This window comes from Moorena bouillonii PNG, from assembly GCF_001942495.1.
GTDB lineage: Bacteria > Cyanobacteriota > Cyanobacteriia > Cyanobacteriales > Coleofasciculaceae > Moorena > Moorena bouillonii.
Genome location: NZ_MKZS01000001.1, coordinates 6061871 through 6075780, shown reverse-complemented (window position 1 = coordinate 6075780; position 13910 = coordinate 6061871). Strand labels below are relative to the sequence as shown.

Genomic DNA, 13910 nt, shown 5'->3' with positions numbered 1-13910 from the left:
TCTAACCTTAAACCTGTTAACCTTCAACCTGTTAACCTTCAACTTGTTAACTTTCAACCTGTTAACCTCCAACCTGTTAACCTTCAACCTGTTAACCTTCAACCTGTTAACCTTCAACCTGTTAACTTTCAACCTGTTAACCTTCAACCTTCAAACTAAACAGTCCTTCAATCCATAAACTACCTGTTGCTGTTCCTCAACGGTAAGTTCTGGGAACATTGGCAGGGACAATACTTCATGGCAGACTTGCTCAGCAACTGGAAACTGACCGATTTGATAGCCTAAGTCTTTGTAGACTGGCTGCAAGTGTAACGGCAGGGGGTAATAGACCATAGAACTAATACCTGCCTGCTTTAATTTTTGGCGTACCTCGTCCCGATAGTTGCTATTGCTGCTATCTTGAGTGAGGCGAATGGTGTACTGGTTCCAGACGGAATGTCCCCCAGGGGTTTCCCGAGGCCGGATGATCTCAGGTAATGGCTCCAATAACTGGTGATACCGGGTTGCTACCTGACGACGGGCATTGTTCCAGCCATCGAGATAGGGTAGCTTTACGTTAAGAATAGCGGCTTGTAGGGCATCTAAACGACTGTTGATACCATTGACTTGATGGTAATAGCCCGAGCATCTGCCGTGGTCTCTTAGCATCCGTATTGAGGCCGCAACAGTTTTGTCATTAGTAGTTACCGCACCACCATCGCCACAGGTTCCCAGATTCTTGCTGGGATAGAAGCTAAAGCAACCAATATGTCCAATACTGCCAACCTTTTTTCCTACCCATTCAGCACCAGTCCCTTGGGCGCAGTCTTCAATGACTGCAAGACAATGAGTCTTGGCGATATCCATCACAGCAGTCATATCCACTGGCTGTCCGAACAGGTGAACTGGTATGATTGCTCTAGTATTATGGGTAATCGCTTTCTCAATCTGATTGACATCGATATTAAAGGTTTCGGCATTGATATCGACAAAGACTGGGGTAGCACCAACTTCAGCAATTACTTCAGCGGTAGCGATAAAGGTGAAGGGTGTGGTAATTACCTCATCACCAGGTCCGATATCTAAAGCTCGCAGGGCGAGATAGAGAGCGTCTGTACCAGAGTTACATGCAATGCATTCCAGGGTACCGGTGTAAGCCGCAAACTGTTGCTCAAAGTGTTCTACAACTGGACCACCAATATAACGTCCAGAGGAAAGAACGTCACCGACAGCAGCACTGACTTGTTCTCCAATAACTTGGTACTGCCGTTTTAAGTCAAGAGGGGGTATAGTATTCACTTGTTCCTCACACCTTAAGTTGTTTTCAATTAAAACAGAATTTTTTGCAAAAAGGGTTCAAATTTTACCTGCAGCTTACTTTTCACTCCTGGCCTTGAAGGTTTGTTCGCGTAGCGTGGCCAAAGGCCAAGGTTGAAGGTTGAATGGTTGAAGGTTGAATGGTTGAAGGTTGAAGGTTGAAGGTTGAAGGTTGAAGGTTGAAGGTTGAAGGTTGTTCGCGTAGAGTGGCCTTTTGGCCAAGGTTTGAAGCTGGGATGGTGAGATGGTGGATGCTTCAAAACTAGTCTGATAACTTTCAACCTTCAACCTATTAACCTTAAACCTGTTAACTTTCAACCTGTTAACTTTCAACCTGTTAACTTTCAACCTGTTAACTTTCAACCTGTTAACTTTAAACTCCAATCACAATTAACAGACGATCTGAGACAATAGATTAAAACAAGTTAGCTGTGGTGGCTGGTGGATTCTTTAATTGAACTAGATATTAGCGATTTAGCGTGGGGATTGGGCATGATGGCGATCGCAATTGGTTTATCCAGCTGGCAAAGGCTGGGTTTGGAAGTTCAACTAGCGATCGCAACTGGCCGAACTATCGTGCAACTCATTGTTGTGGGATATGTACTGGCTGTGATTTTTGCCTTAGATCACCCGATCCCTGTTTTAGCTATCTTAATGGTAATGCTGACTATTGGTACCATTACTGCCCGCAATCGGATTAGTAACCACAAGATCCCGAGACTTTTACCAATAGTTTTCAGTTCCCTGTTCTTCAGTACAGCATTGACCTTAATCTATACAAATCTATTGATGATTCAACCAGAACCTTGGTATGCACCCCAGTACCTGATTCCCTTAGGAGGTATTGTGCTGGGCAATGCCATGAATGGGGCTGCGATCGCAGGGGAACGCCTAGTTAGCACCATTAGCAAGAGCACTCTGGAAATCGAAACCCATTTAAGTTTAGGTGCAACGGGACAACAAGCAGTAGCCGGTTACCGTAAGGATGCGATTCGGGCTGGGTTGATTCCTACTCTTAACTCCATGATGGTAGTGGGACTGGTGACTTTACCTGGAATCATCACAGGTCAATTGTTAAGTGGTATTGATCCCTTGAATGCTGCTTCCTATCAGATATTAATTATGTTTATGCTCGCATTTACTAACTTGATCGCAACCTTATTGATAACCTATGGGTTGACACGGCAATTTTTTAATCAGTCTGAGCAGTTAACGATATAGCATTTATCAATTGGGTGAGGTACACAGTCACGGGGTTAATCGCAGTAGGGAGTCGAGGGAATAAAATTGAGTGTACCTCATACCAATCACTCTTGAGGCAATTGAGCAAATTCTTGGGAATAGACTTCAATCACCATATCTGGATCATCACGCTCGGAAAGCGATCGCATAACCTGACCCAACAATACCGGCTTGGATACACCAGTTTCCGGATGGATTATCGTCCGGGCTCGAATCGTTAACTGGTTATTTGCGCCACCGAGGCGTCCATAGGAATAAAAATTACTAGCAGCTTGCCGCAGTGTTGCTTCTACTTCCGACTCTGTAGCAGTAGGGGGCAAAGCAATCACTGTTTGGTTGCCACCATTATCGTAGACTACAGTATATCGGATTGCCCCTGGAATGGTAGTACGGGTAAACGGTACTAAGGATAACGAGAAAAAGCTAGCTGTTAGCACTAGCATAAACCCAGTGACTCCTACCAGACGAAACCGGAGTCCCCATTTGAAGATAAAACCGAGTATAGCAATCAAGCCACAGGCTAAAGTCAGAATACCTGCCCATTGAGTGTAGATCAGAAAATCAGCTGTTGTTGGCATAGTTTAGATAATTGGTAATAGGTAATTTAGCAAAGGGAACAGGGAACAGGGAACAGGGAACAGAAAGTAGGGCATCAAAAATTATCACAATGGATTTAGGATTGCTATTGCTAATCGGTAATGAATAATTGCTAACTGACCACTCAACCAACTAGAGTAGCCTCTAGATTCGGGAGCATCCTATTTTTGGACATAACACTTTTAATAAGCTTTTGAAGACCTATAAAAAAATACCAACAAATTAACTTAGGGTGAGCAAAGTTATATTATCTATAATACTCAAAATAACCAATTTAGTTGAAACCATAATCAACCATTTATCAACTATCATTATAAACTAAAAATAAATAAGATAAGCGATAATTGATACAATAGTAGAACAGCTGGCCGATCGGTTCAATTTTCTATTGTCCATTGTCCATTTTAAAGCACTATATTAGACTACTATGTTAAGAGCCGGAATTGTTGGACTGCCTAATGTAGGCAAATCAACCTTATTTAATGCCCTAGTTGCCAATGCCAAGGCAGATGCTGCTAATTTCCCCTTTTGTACCATTGAGCCGAATGTGGGTGTAGTTGCTGTCCCAGATCAGCGGTTGCAGGTTCTGGCAAAGATTTCTGAATCTCAGAAAATCGTGCCAACTCGGATTGAGTTTGTGGATATTGCTGGTTTAGTCAAGGGAGCCAGTAAAGGGGAAGGCTTGGGTAACCAGTTTCTAGCCAATATCCGAGAAGTCGATGCGATTGTCCATGTGGTGCGCTGCTTTGATGATGATGACATCATCCATGTTTCCGGCTCCGTTGACCCAGCTCGGGATATTGAAGTAATTAATCTAGAATTAGCCTTAGCGGATTTAGGGCAAGTGGAACGCCGGATTGAGCGTACCCGGAAGCAAGCTCGTAGTAACAAAGATGCCAAGATGGAACTTGATGTCTTGGAAACCTTGAGCGCTGGGTTGAATGAAGGCAAATTAGTGCGCCAGATTAGTTTAACAGAAGAAGAAGCTGAGTCAGTCAAGCAATTGGGATTACTGACCAGTAAGCCAGTCATCTATGCCGCTAATGTATCTGAAGATGACTTAGCTACTGGTAATGACTGGGTCGAGCAAGTGCGGCAAATTGCTGCTACCGAAGATGCTCAAGTGGTAGTGGTTTCTGCTCAAGTAGAGTCAGAACTAATTGAGTTACCTGAGGAAGAGCGAGAGGATTTTCTTCAGTCCCTTGGTGTGGAAGAAGGGGGATTAAAATCTTTGATTGGCGCTACCTACGAATTGTTGGGCTTACGTACCTTTCTCACCACTGGTCCCCAGGAAACTCGTGCCTGGACTATTACTGCTGGTATGAAAGCGCCCCAAGCGGCTGGGGTAATTCACACGGATTTTGAGCGAGGCTTTATTCGAGCAGAAACCGTTGCTTATGGGGATTTGGTAGCCGCTGGAGCCATGACGGCTGCTAAGGAAAAAGGGTTGGTTCGCTCAGAAGGTAAAGATTATGTTGTGCAAGAAGGAGATGTGATGCTTTTCCGCTTTAATGTGTAAGTAGTGCTTTAAATTAGTGGTGCTCTAGGGGGTTTACCCATGGATATTGTTAGTTTTTTAATTGCATGTTTGGTTACTGCCGTCAGTTTGTTGATCATTTCCAAACTCCCAACTGGTGTCGAGATTGATAGTTTTGAGAAAGCATTGGTTTCAGCAGTGGTGTTCGGTATTCTCAATGCCCTATTGAAACCAATCCTGATTGTTTTATCTCTTCCTCTGACTATCTTGACTGTTGGGCTTTTTGCTATTGTGGTCAATGGGATTATTTTTGGCTTAGCCGCCGCTTTGGTAACCGGATTTCGACTGCGCTGGGGAGTATGGAGCGCTTTGATTGGCGCAATTGCCCTTGGTTTCGTTAATTCCTTGATCTATAAGCTGCTCGGAACCTTGACTTGATTGTTGGTCACTAAAAGGTAGACAGACAGGTAGACAGACAGCTTATGCGCTACGCGCACGCTACTTGAGGTGCCGTCAGCCGTCAGCCGTCAGCTAATCAACGGTCGATAGTAAACAAGCATCGGGGGTGCTGGTACAACTGCTTGGAAATCCCTGGTCATTTTACTCATCCGACCTGGTGCAGCGATCGCGTCCGGTAGCTGATAGCTGATAGCTGATAGCTGAATGCTTAAACAGACAGGTAAACACAACAGGTAAACACAACAGGGGCAAAGGATAACAAACTCTAGCTCCTTGGCCTGTCGGCACTACACGGATATACAAATACCGAAGATACACCGATAATAAATGACTATCTTATTCGTGCATCTAGGTTAAATCCGTGTAGTTTTTGTTTGTCTTGAAATATCCACGCCCGAGCCCTGCACTCCCTACCTCCCTACTCCCTACTCCCTACTCCCTACTCCCTACGACTTTATACCTCACCCAATTGAGAACTACTATATGAATTCAATCGCACCAGCGGTCTACATCATCGGTGCTGGACCAGGCGCTCCAGACTTGTTAACTGTCAAAGCCTTGAAAATCCTCCAAAAGGCAGATGTTATTATAGTGGCAGATTCTCTAGTGCCCAAACAGATGTTAGAGAGTGTTCGTGCTGATGCCGAAATTATTCGCTCTGGCAACAAAACCCTAGAAGAGATTGTGCCACTGATGATTGAACGGGTGCGATCGCATAAATCTGTGGTCAGGCTACACTCAGGAGATTTGACTCTGTATAGTGCTATCCACGAGCAAATGCAAGCTCTAAAGGAAGCATCTATTCCCTTTGAAGTTATCCCAGGCATCAGCGCCTTTCAAGCAGCAGCGGCACAACTTGGTGTTGAGCTAACTATACCAGGATTAGTACAAACGATTATCCTTACTCGGATCAGTGGTCGTGCTTCTGCTGTGCCCGACTCAGAAGAATTAGCATCCCTAGCTGCCCATCAAGCTAGTCTGTGTCTCTATCTCAGTGCTCGTCATGTAGAAGCGGCTCAAGCCAAACTCCTAAAACACTATTCTGCCGATACACCAGTAGCTGTTTGCTTCCGCATTGGCTGGCCAGATGAAAAAATCTGGCTAGTTGACCTTGACAAAATGGCAGCAACTACTGATGAGCACAATTTAATTCGGACAACCCTTTACTTAATCAGTCCAGCACTAAGGACAGCTTTAAACCCTGATGGCCTTAAAACCCGTTCCCGTCTCTATCATCCTGAACACTCCCACCTCTTTCGTCCTCACCCCTCTATTGTGTAAACTATAACTAAGGTTAGGTTAATTTTTGTGTGGAAGTGTGAAGCAACTTAATTGCCCAAAGTGTACAGGAACATTAGAGCCAGTTACCTGCCATGACATTGAAGTAGACCGTTGTGTCAACTGCAAAGGCATTTGGTTTGATTCCCTAGAGGCCGAAATACTCAAAAAGATTAAAGGTTCTGAGAGTCTAGATATTGGAGACCCGGAAATTGGCTCTGAGCTGAATAAGATCAATGATGATATTTGCTGTCCCCGCTGTGGAGCCAAAATGGTCCGCATGCTTGATATTGATGAGTACAGCATCTGGTACGAAAAATGTTTCCAATGCCACGGGGTTTGGCTAGATGCTGGGGAATTCAGGCAGTATAAGCATAATTTTCAGCCCAGAGGTGTTCTACATCGAGTTAAGCGCATCTTTAGAACCCAAAAGGATATCCCTAATCCTGTCTTTTAAACACCAAAATTTTGTACACTAATTGCCATTGACCGTTCGCGCAGCGATGCAGCGCGGTCTTGGGGGTTTCCCCCATGAGCGACTGCATCAAGACAGCGTCGGGCTTTGCCCAAAAAGTCACGCTACGCGAATGCTAAGAAAATAGGGAGAAAAACTCGTGCTAGACGAACAAGCGAAAAAGACCATGCTGCGCAAAATTCCCCATGGTCTATATATCTGTGGTGTCAGAGATGGTGAAGAAACAATCAACGGCTTCACGGTCAGCTGGGTGATGCAGTCTTCTTTCAAACCGCCACTAATAGTTAACTGTGTTAAACAAGATACTGGCTCCCACGGCATCATTAAGAAAACAGAAGTATTTGCCCTAAGCTTCCTCGATAGTGGGCAAAAAGATATGGCAGCAAAATTTTTTAAACCCCAAAGTCGCGTTGGTAATAAGTTTGCTGATGTAGAATTTTACCTAGGAGAAGTAACTGGTTGTCCGATCATTTCTGACTCCCTCGGTTATGTAGAATGCCAGGTCAGAGGAACTGTGGAAGAAGGCGATCACACCGTCTTTGTTGCTGAAGTCGTTGGTGCTGGCATTCATCGGGAAGGAGATCAGTTGTTACTGGAAAGCACTAGTTGGCAGTATGGCGGTTAGAGATTAGACTTCTTACAGAAGTTGGGAACAGCGGATCTGGGAACAGGGAACAGTGAGCAAGAATTGACCTAAAGCGATGCAGCGAGGTAGCGCGGTCTTGGGGAGGCAGCGCGGTCTTGGGGGTTTGTTTCCACGGGGCTTACAGCTCTATTCCCTATTCCCTGTTCCCTGTTCCCTGTTCCCTAAAAATCCAGAATATGTACTCAAGAAAGTCGCAAACCACTATATCAAAACTATGCCGCTAATTAAAGTTCAAACTTCCATTGATGCTCCAGAATCAGCAGCGGTTGAAGGGTTGCTGAAAAGCCTGTCCGGAAAACTAGCCGAGCATGTGGGGAAACCAGAAGCTTATGTGATGACAGCGTTTGAGCCTGGTGTTGCTATGACGTTTGCTGGTAGCTTTGACCCAGTTTGCTATGTGGAAATTAAAAATATTGGCACCATGAAGCCTACTCAAACTAAGGCCATGAGTCAGGATTTTTGCAAGACGATTAATGAGACGTTGGGTGTAGCACTTAACCGAATTTATATTGAATTTGCTGATGCCCAGAGACATATGTGGGGGTGGAATGGGTCAACGTTTGGTTAGACCTTAGACCTGGCTCAGCTCACCTTAAAGTCGGAAATCGTCTCAATCCATACCCGTGCTCCACAATTTAGGGGATTATCAGGGCGATACATCACCCGACAAGGGCCATTGACTTCTACGGTATGACCGTAAGTGTTATTAGAGCCTCGTTTGACCGTAATCACCGGATTCCGTTCGCCGGTGTTGTGATTTTGGCGAATCACTTTCTGGTTCACGTGGATCACAGCTTTAGTGTAATTTGTACGCTTTGACCAATTCCGCTTTGGTCCACGAGTGCCAGGGGTAACCACAGGCATGCCATCAAATAAGGGAATCACCCAAGTTCTACCGACTTTATAAGCTCCTTTCACTCTGCCCTTGCTCAACAGGAAACGGACGCGAGTGGCAGAGATACCTAGTAATTCAGCGGCTTGTGCGGTAGAAATCATCATGGCGAAAAACCATTGTGTTTACGATATTGTTTATAGTAACACGATTTTCTAAAATATGCAAGTATTGGGGTGTAAAGGTGGAAAGGGTGGTTGCTAAAAAAAACTATTGCATTGTCACAAGGGGTTGTGAGAGTGGTAAAAGTGGTAAAAGTGGTAGGTATGGAGAGTGGGGTAAAAAACTATTGCATTGTCACAAGGTGTTGTGAGGGTGGTAATAGTGGTGAGAGTGGGAGGTGTGGGGAGTGAAGTGAAAAACTGTTGCACTATCGCTAGGGTTGATTTAGTCAGAGCGGGTCCTTGGGTGGTGCGTTACGGGGCGGGCTGTCCCAGGCGCGAAGAGGAGAACATGAAGGCAAGCCCGCCCCTAACACACCCTACTGGGGTGGCACAGCTAATTTGGTGCAACGCCGCGTAGGTTGGGTTGAAGAATGAAACCCAACACCAGTAACGCTTTGTTGGGTTTCCCTACCGCTCAACCCAACAAACATTTTTAGGTGTGCCACGACAGTAGGGTGCGTGATAAGACGGGATCGCCCTCATTTTCCACCTCTTCGTGCCCGGTTGGAACAGCCCGTCCCGTAACGCACCACCGGCTCAAACAGCTGTTGTGTTCGTTGCCATAACAATGACCAAAATTACAGCACTTGAAAGCAGACGTCAGGAGATACAAGTTGAACTTGACAGCTTAAAAACTCAAGAAGATCGCAATGTCATGGGGCAGTTTTCCACACCAATTGCCCTAGCTAAGGATATTATTACCCATGCTAAAAACCTAATGCCAAAGGGAGTAAAGATTCGTTTTATTGATCCAGCTTTTGGTACTGGTGCCTTCTTGAGTGCCTTAACTAGCACTGTTTCATCAAGTCGTATAGAAGCCGCTACAGGGTTTGAAGTTGATGAGCACTATGGAAAACCAGCCCGGGAATTGTGGTCTAAAACAATTCTTGATTATCAACTAAAAGACTTCACGAAACAAAAGCCACCCGCTGAAGAATGTGATAAGTTTAATTTGATTATTTGTAACCCACCATACGTTCGGCATCATCATATCAATGGCCAAAAAAAACGCCTACAGGCTAAAGCTCTAGAATCTGCCAATATGAAATTGTCTGGCTTAGCAGGTCTTTATTGTTACTTCATGGCGCTTTCACATGGCTGGATGAATGAAAATGCTATTGCCGCTTGGTTGATTCCAAGTGAATTTATGGACGTGAATTATGGTCAGTCAGTCAAAAACTACTTGTTGAATGAAGTAACCTTGTTACAGATTCACCGATTTGACCCAAGTGATGTGCAATTTGATGATGCTCTAGTTTCCTCAGCTGTTGTATGGTTTAAAGGTAAAAAATCCGATAACAACCATAACGTTAAATTCACCTTTGGTGGAACCATCAACAAGCCAGCACAGGGAAAAGACGTTAGTTGGAAAGTATTGACTAGTGAAAAGAAATGGTCACGCTTTCCCTTGTTTGACCAACGTCAAGAAAGCGTTTATCCAAAGTTAAGTGATTTCTTTGCAGTTAAGCGCGGCATTGCCACCGGTGACAATAAGTTTTTTATTCTTTCCCCTGTAGAGATTGAAAGCCTAAACTTACCTATTGAACAATTTCGTCCAATATTACCAAGCCCGCGATACTTAGAGACTACTGAAGTAAAAGCGGATAAGGATGGCAACCCGGAAATTAAAAACCCGCTATTTGTGCTTGATTGTAAATTGCCCCTTGATGAAATAAAGCGCGTCTATCCTGACTTGTATTCTTATCTTAAAGCAGGGATTAACGCTGGTGTTTCCAACCGCTATTTATGCAAAAGCCGTAAAATTTGGTATTCCCAAGAAAGCCGACCTGAAAGCAGATTATATTGTACGTATATTGGACGTTCAGACAAAGAAGGGAAAAAGCCCTTTAGATTTATTCTAAACCAATCAAAAGCAATTGTTACCAATTCATATCTGATTCTCTACCCCAAGCCAGATTTGGAAAAGGCCATAAACCAAAATCCCAACTTGGACAAATTGTTGATAGAAGCGCTTAACCAAATTACTGGGAAAGCTATGGTTGCTGAAGGGAGAGTTTATGGTGGAGCGATGTATAAATTAGAACCGAAGGAACTGGCTAATGTGCCAGCATTTGAGCTGCAGGGGTTGCTATCAAAAGGATATAAGTAAGGGGAGCATCTCAAAGTTTTAAATCTATAATTCAGGGAACAGGAGTTGTGTTTTATGCTTCCATCGGAGTATTTTTGCAAAAGTTAGATGCCCCCTCTCACCCCTTAATGTTCAAAATTTACAAAAACTTTAATTTAAATCCCGAGAATGTGAAGTAATTGTGTTGACATTACAGCAAGTCATCATTTATGATTAGCATAAGATCCAATCAGACTTGACACAATAGTATTTTTACGGATAAGCTTTATATAGCTATCCTCAAAAGCTTTGCATGTCAGATTTTTTGTAGTCTGATTGGATCTAACAATCGACTCATTCTTCTGATTCGCAGCGCTTGGTAATGCTCCTAATCTGGAAATGGTCGATGTAAGAGGTATTCTTAAACTTCTTAAACTAAGCAAGTGAATCACACCACTGAATCGTCGGCTACCCTTCTGGAAGGCTACGTCAAAAAAACCTTAGGTGAGAGGATAACCATTACCGGCTCCTGATTATAGGAACCAGGGAAGTGGAGGAGTGTTTTAGCCTTCAATGGTCGTAGTCATTGCTATGTCTACCACAGTGTATCTGTGTGATTTACTGTGCTTTGCCTCGTTGCCATGTAGGTGGAGTAGTGCCAGATTTTCAGACTAGAAAGACTCAGCCAGACTCAGTTTCGCAGGCCGGTTCTGGCTGCTGTCCTTCTAACATAGAAAATTAACACGGCTCTTAAAGGGCCGCTAAACTAGTATGCTAGCATATCAAAATATCCATGTCAATGTGGAAGTTAGCCAGGTTGTTAGTACATCAACAGGTGCATCAACTCCCGATACACCTGCTGGCGCTCCACTTATCCCCCTGATCCAAGGCGGCACAGCGGTGGCGGCAGTCATTGCCCTAACTGTCTACTCAAAAACAATTATCGAAGCGATAACCAAGTTAATTAAAGAGGCAAAGGAGGATTGACCACTGGATAGCCTAAATTGATCAACTTGAGCTATTTTTTTTAATTTCCTTGAATCCCCAGATAGTTGTTTAGACTATCTGGGAAATGGTTTTGGTTACTGACAATAAGCAATAAGCAATCAGCAATCAGCTTTCAGCAATCAGCTTTCAGCAATCAGCTTTCAGCAATCAGCTTTCAGTTTTCAGTTTTCAGTTTTCAGCTTATGCGCTACGCGCACGCTACGCGAACAGCCATTGGCAGTAAGCCAGGCTAAGAGAGCTTTTGAATAAAATAAGCTGACGGCTGACGGCTGAAAGCTGAAGGCTGACCGCTGACCGCTGACCGCTGACCGCTGAGGTCAAGAAGTCAGGTTTAAGCAGTCCCTTAAAGATCCCACATCACTGGATTATCATCTAAATGGTCTGTAACCAGCCGTCCAATCTGATCAATGTCTTGTAGCTCATCAGCAGACAGCTTAACCTCAACAGCTTGAGCATTGTCAATAGCTTGGGCACTATTTCGGAATCCTGCGATCGCATTAGTTTGTGGCTGAGACATCAACCATGCCAGAGACAACTGAGCCAGGGTACACTGATGACGCTCTGCAATTGGTCGTAGCTGAGCTAATGCTTGCTGTGCTCGTTGATAGTTATCACCGTTGAACAACTTATTTTTGCTGCGATGATCCCCTTCTTCAAACTTGTGCTCTGGATCAAACTTGCCAGTTAATAATCCCTGAGCTAAGGAAGAATAGCCAATAATCGAGATATTGTGCTCTACACAGAAAGGCATAGCATCTTGCTCCACCTGACGCCAAAACAGAGAGTAGGGAGGCTGCAGGCTATCAATTCGTCCGTACTGAGAAGCTTCTGCTAACTGGCTGCGGGAAAAATTGGAGACTCCAATTGCCCGAATTTTGCCTTGCTCTTTCAACGTATTGAGAGCGCTCATGGTTTCCTCAATTGGCACTACCTCACTTCCCAAGGTGCCAGAAGGCCAGTGAATCTGGTAGAGGTCGATATAATCTGTCTTCAGATTTTTCAAGGAACCCTCACAAGCCTCGATCACCTGGTCATATTTAAGATGATTAGCACACACTTTGGTAGCATAAACCAGTTGGTCGCGTACCTCTGCTAGAGCCTGACCAACAATTTGTTCCGAGTGACCCTTCCCGTAAAGTTCTGCAGTATCAACCGTAGTTATCCCCGCCTCAAATCCTGCTCGCAGCCCTTTTATGGTCTCAGCATCTTCAATGCCTACCCACCTAGATTTACCGGCCTGCCAAGTGCCCATGATAATCGGGGTGATTTTTACCTCCGAAGTGCCTAAGGCTTTGGTTTCCATCCTTAACTCCTTTCACTTTTTCGGCCTTACTTAATCATGGAATGATTTTAAGAGTTTTCTGGAATGGGCATCAGGCGTGGAATGGGCATCAGGCGTGGAATGGTCATTAGGCGTAAAATGTGCATTAAATGTTAAATGTGTATTAAACGTGTAATAAACATTAAGTGTGTAATGGTAATTAAGTGTGGAATAAGCATTAAGCGTGGAATATGCATTAAGCGTGGAATGGGCATCTTGCCCGTTACAATTTTCCGGCAGGCAGGATGCACCCCACCAAAACGAGACGATCGCCCATTCATACTCTAATTCAGCAACGTCATAATTCTAAGGGTTTTCTGTATAAAACATTAATTTTAACCGTTTTCTGTGTAAAACATTTTAAAGTGCGGAATCTGGTTTAATATATTCCCGGGTCAAAAAAAATTGAGCAAAAGCATGAACATTGTTTTAATCCTTGTCACCTGTCCTGATAATGCTGTTGCCCATGATCTGTCTAATCAGCTTCTCCAGCGTAGAGAGGCAGCATGTGTGAACATTATTCCCGGGATCTCTTCAGTTTATTGGTGGGAGGGTGAGGTTGAGTCTGATTCTGAAGTGCTGCTAGTAATCAAAACAACTACGGAGCTGATCTCTAAAGCAGAGCAGACTGTAACTAATTATCATCCCTACGATACCCCTGAATTTGTGGTACTAAGTACACAGCATGTCAACGAACAGTATGCAGCTTGGCTGATTAATAATGTCGCTATTGCCTAAAATCCGGTAATTTCTGGCAATAGTTGGGGCGTTGCGTCAGTCTTCGAATGAATAGGAGTAGAGTGTGCATCCTGCCCGCGCGAAAATATATTGAAACTGGCAAGATGCCAGTTCTACACAAGATGCCAGTTCCACCAAGATGCCAGTTCTACACAAGATGCCAGTTCCACCAAGATGCCCATTCCACAAAACTATTAGTCGGGTAAGGTGAGAAATGTTACCATCTCTCCCTCCCCTAAGAACCGGACT

Annotated in this window: 18 protein-coding genes; 10 read left to right on the top strand and 8 right to left on the bottom strand. The window is 44.2% G+C overall.

The annotated features are described in order from the left end of the window. Nucleotides 1-150 precede the first annotated feature (150 nt). Nucleotides 151-1278: a DegT/DnrJ/EryC1/StrS family aminotransferase gene (locus tag BJP37_RS24690; RefSeq protein ID WP_075902750.1), complete on the bottom strand. Its 1128-nt coding sequence runs from the start codon at nucleotides 1276-1278 to the stop codon at nucleotides 151-153. 75 nt (nucleotides 1279-1353) lie between these two features. Continuing rightward, nucleotides 1354-1584, bottom strand: coding sequence for a hypothetical protein (locus BJP37_RS24685; protein WP_075902748.1), 231 nt, complete (start codon nucleotides 1582-1584; stop codon nucleotides 1354-1356). Between the two features lie 153 nt (nucleotides 1585-1737). Here BJP37_RS24685 and BJP37_RS24680 point away from each other — a divergent pair, with 153 nt between their 5' ends. Continuing rightward, on the top strand, nucleotides 1738-2517 hold the full coding sequence (locus BJP37_RS24680; protein WP_075902747.1) for an ABC transporter permease: 780 nt from the start codon (nucleotides 1738-1740) through the stop codon (nucleotides 2515-2517). A gap of 86 nt (nucleotides 2518-2603) precedes the next feature. Here BJP37_RS24680 and BJP37_RS24675 read toward each other — a convergent pair whose 3' ends face one another. Both BJP37_RS24675 and BJP37_RS39995 read right to left on the bottom strand, forming a co-directional pair. Further along, a complete protein-coding gene (locus BJP37_RS24675; protein WP_075902745.1) occupies nucleotides 2604-3116 on the bottom strand; it encodes a Ycf51 family protein in 513 nt (170 codons plus the stop codon). After that, on the bottom strand, nucleotides 3100-3267 hold the full coding sequence (locus BJP37_RS39995; protein WP_158069755.1) for a hypothetical protein: 168 nt from the start codon (nucleotides 3265-3267) through the stop codon (nucleotides 3100-3102). The genes BJP37_RS24675 and BJP37_RS39995 overlap by 17 nt, the downstream gene beginning before the upstream one ends. Nucleotides 3268-3562: 295 nt before the next feature. Between BJP37_RS39995 and ychF the strand changes: the two genes are divergently transcribed. After that, nucleotides 3563-4654, top strand: a complete 1092-nt coding sequence (gene ychF / locus BJP37_RS24670) for a redox-regulated ATPase YchF (RefSeq protein WP_075902743.1) — start codon at nucleotides 3563-3565, stop codon at nucleotides 4652-4654. Nucleotides 4655-4693: 39 nt separating this feature from the next. Further along, a complete protein-coding gene (locus tag BJP37_RS24665) occupies nucleotides 4694-5050 on the top strand; it encodes a phage holin family protein (RefSeq protein ID WP_075902741.1) in 357 nt (118 codons plus the stop codon). A gap of 162 nt (nucleotides 5051-5212) precedes the next feature. Here BJP37_RS24665 and BJP37_RS39990 read toward each other — a convergent pair whose 3' ends face one another. Further along, nucleotides 5213-5359 carry a hypothetical protein gene (locus tag BJP37_RS39990; protein WP_158069754.1) on the bottom strand — a complete coding sequence of 49 codons (147 nt, stop codon included), beginning with the start codon at nucleotides 5357-5359 and terminating at the stop codon, nucleotides 5213-5215. Between the two features lie 195 nt (nucleotides 5360-5554). Here BJP37_RS39990 and cobM point away from each other — a divergent pair, with 195 nt between their 5' ends. The 4 genes from cobM to BJP37_RS24645 all read left to right on the top strand — a co-directional run bounded on the left by cobM (nucleotide 5555) and on the right by BJP37_RS24645 (nucleotide 8038). Further along, complete coding sequence (gene cobM, locus BJP37_RS24660; protein WP_075902739.1) at nucleotides 5555-6352, top strand: precorrin-4 C(11)-methyltransferase; 798 nt, start codon at nucleotides 5555-5557, stop codon at nucleotides 6350-6352. Nucleotides 6353-6389: 37 nt separating this feature from the next. Continuing rightward, entirely contained in the window at nucleotides 6390-6806 is a 417-nt protein-coding gene (locus BJP37_RS24655) for a zf-TFIIB domain-containing protein (protein ID WP_075902737.1), read from the top strand. A gap of 157 nt (nucleotides 6807-6963) precedes the next feature. Beyond that, nucleotides 6964-7449: a flavin reductase family protein gene (locus tag BJP37_RS24650; RefSeq protein WP_075902735.1), complete on the top strand. Its 486-nt coding sequence runs from the start codon at nucleotides 6964-6966 to the stop codon at nucleotides 7447-7449. Between the two features lie 235 nt (nucleotides 7450-7684). Beyond that, complete coding sequence (locus BJP37_RS24645; RefSeq protein WP_070394851.1) at nucleotides 7685-8038, top strand: phenylpyruvate tautomerase MIF-related protein; 354 nt, start codon at nucleotides 7685-7687, stop codon at nucleotides 8036-8038. Nucleotides 8039-8052: 14 nt separating this feature from the next. On the opposite strand, the gene BJP37_RS24640 is transcribed toward BJP37_RS24645, so the two are convergent. Next, nucleotides 8053-8469 (bottom strand): helix-turn-helix domain-containing protein, encoded by a 417-nt coding sequence (locus tag BJP37_RS24640; RefSeq protein ID WP_075902733.1) that lies wholly within the window; start codon nucleotides 8467-8469, stop codon nucleotides 8053-8055. Between the two features lie 625 nt (nucleotides 8470-9094). Between BJP37_RS24640 and BJP37_RS24635 the strand changes: the two genes are divergently transcribed. Together BJP37_RS24635 and BJP37_RS24630 are read left to right on the top strand one after the other, a co-directional pair. After that, nucleotides 9095-10636, top strand: a complete 1542-nt coding sequence (locus BJP37_RS24635; RefSeq protein WP_075902731.1) for an Eco57I restriction-modification methylase domain-containing protein — start codon at nucleotides 9095-9097, stop codon at nucleotides 10634-10636. 729 nt (nucleotides 10637-11365) lie between these two features. Then, nucleotides 11366-11581, top strand: coding sequence for a hypothetical protein (locus BJP37_RS24630; protein WP_075902729.1), 216 nt, complete (start codon nucleotides 11366-11368; stop codon nucleotides 11579-11581). 364 nt (nucleotides 11582-11945) lie between these two features. Here the strand turns inward: BJP37_RS24630 and BJP37_RS24620 are convergent, their stop codons facing one another. Continuing rightward, the gene (locus BJP37_RS24620) at nucleotides 11946-12905 is read right to left on the bottom strand and encodes an aldo/keto reductase (RefSeq protein ID WP_075902725.1); all 960 of its coding nucleotides are present in this window, start codon (nucleotides 12903-12905) and stop codon (nucleotides 11946-11948) included. A gap of 435 nt (nucleotides 12906-13340) precedes the next feature. Here BJP37_RS24620 and cutA point away from each other — a divergent pair, with 435 nt between their 5' ends. Next, complete coding sequence (gene cutA / locus BJP37_RS24615; protein WP_075902723.1) at nucleotides 13341-13661, top strand: divalent-cation tolerance protein CutA; 321 nt, start codon at nucleotides 13341-13343, stop codon at nucleotides 13659-13661. 36 nt (nucleotides 13662-13697) lie between these two features. On the opposite strand, the gene BJP37_RS42015 is transcribed toward cutA, so the two are convergent. Next, on the bottom strand, nucleotides 13698-13910 hold a 213-nt coding region (locus BJP37_RS42015), incomplete at its 5' end, for a hypothetical protein (protein WP_214607776.1).

What these genes read in the sequence shown, in the direction of transcription:
- BJP37_RS24620 (WP_075902725.1), bottom strand. Translation starts at nt 12,905, where the DNA reads ATGGAAACCAAAGCCTTAGGCACTTCGGAGGTAAAAATCACCCCGATT.
- BJP37_RS24645 (WP_070394851.1), top strand. Translation starts at nt 7,685, where the DNA reads ATGCCGCTAATTAAAGTTCAAACTTCCATTGATGCTCCAGAATCAGCA.
- BJP37_RS24665 (WP_075902741.1), top strand. Translation starts at nt 4,694, where the DNA reads ATGGATATTGTTAGTTTTTTAATTGCATGTTTGGTTACTGCCGTCAGT.
- cutA (WP_075902723.1), top strand. Translation starts at nt 13,341, where the DNA reads ATGAACATTGTTTTAATCCTTGTCACCTGTCCTGATAATGCTGTTGCC.
- BJP37_RS24675 (WP_075902745.1), bottom strand. Translation starts at nt 3,116, where the DNA reads ATGCCAACAACAGCTGATTTTCTGATCTACACTCAATGGGCAGGTATT.
- cobM (WP_075902739.1), top strand. Translation starts at nt 5,555, where the DNA reads ATGAATTCAATCGCACCAGCGGTCTACATCATCGGTGCTGGACCAGGC.
- BJP37_RS24640 (WP_075902733.1), bottom strand. Translation starts at nt 8,469, where the DNA reads ATGATGATTTCTACCGCACAAGCCGCTGAATTACTAGGTATCTCTGCC.
- ychF (WP_075902743.1), top strand. Translation starts at nt 3,563, where the DNA reads ATGTTAAGAGCCGGAATTGTTGGACTGCCTAATGTAGGCAAATCAACC.
- BJP37_RS24635 (WP_075902731.1), top strand. Translation starts at nt 9,095, where the DNA reads ATGACCAAAATTACAGCACTTGAAAGCAGACGTCAGGAGATACAAGTT.
- BJP37_RS24630 (WP_075902729.1), top strand. Translation starts at nt 11,366, where the DNA reads ATGCTAGCATATCAAAATATCCATGTCAATGTGGAAGTTAGCCAGGTT.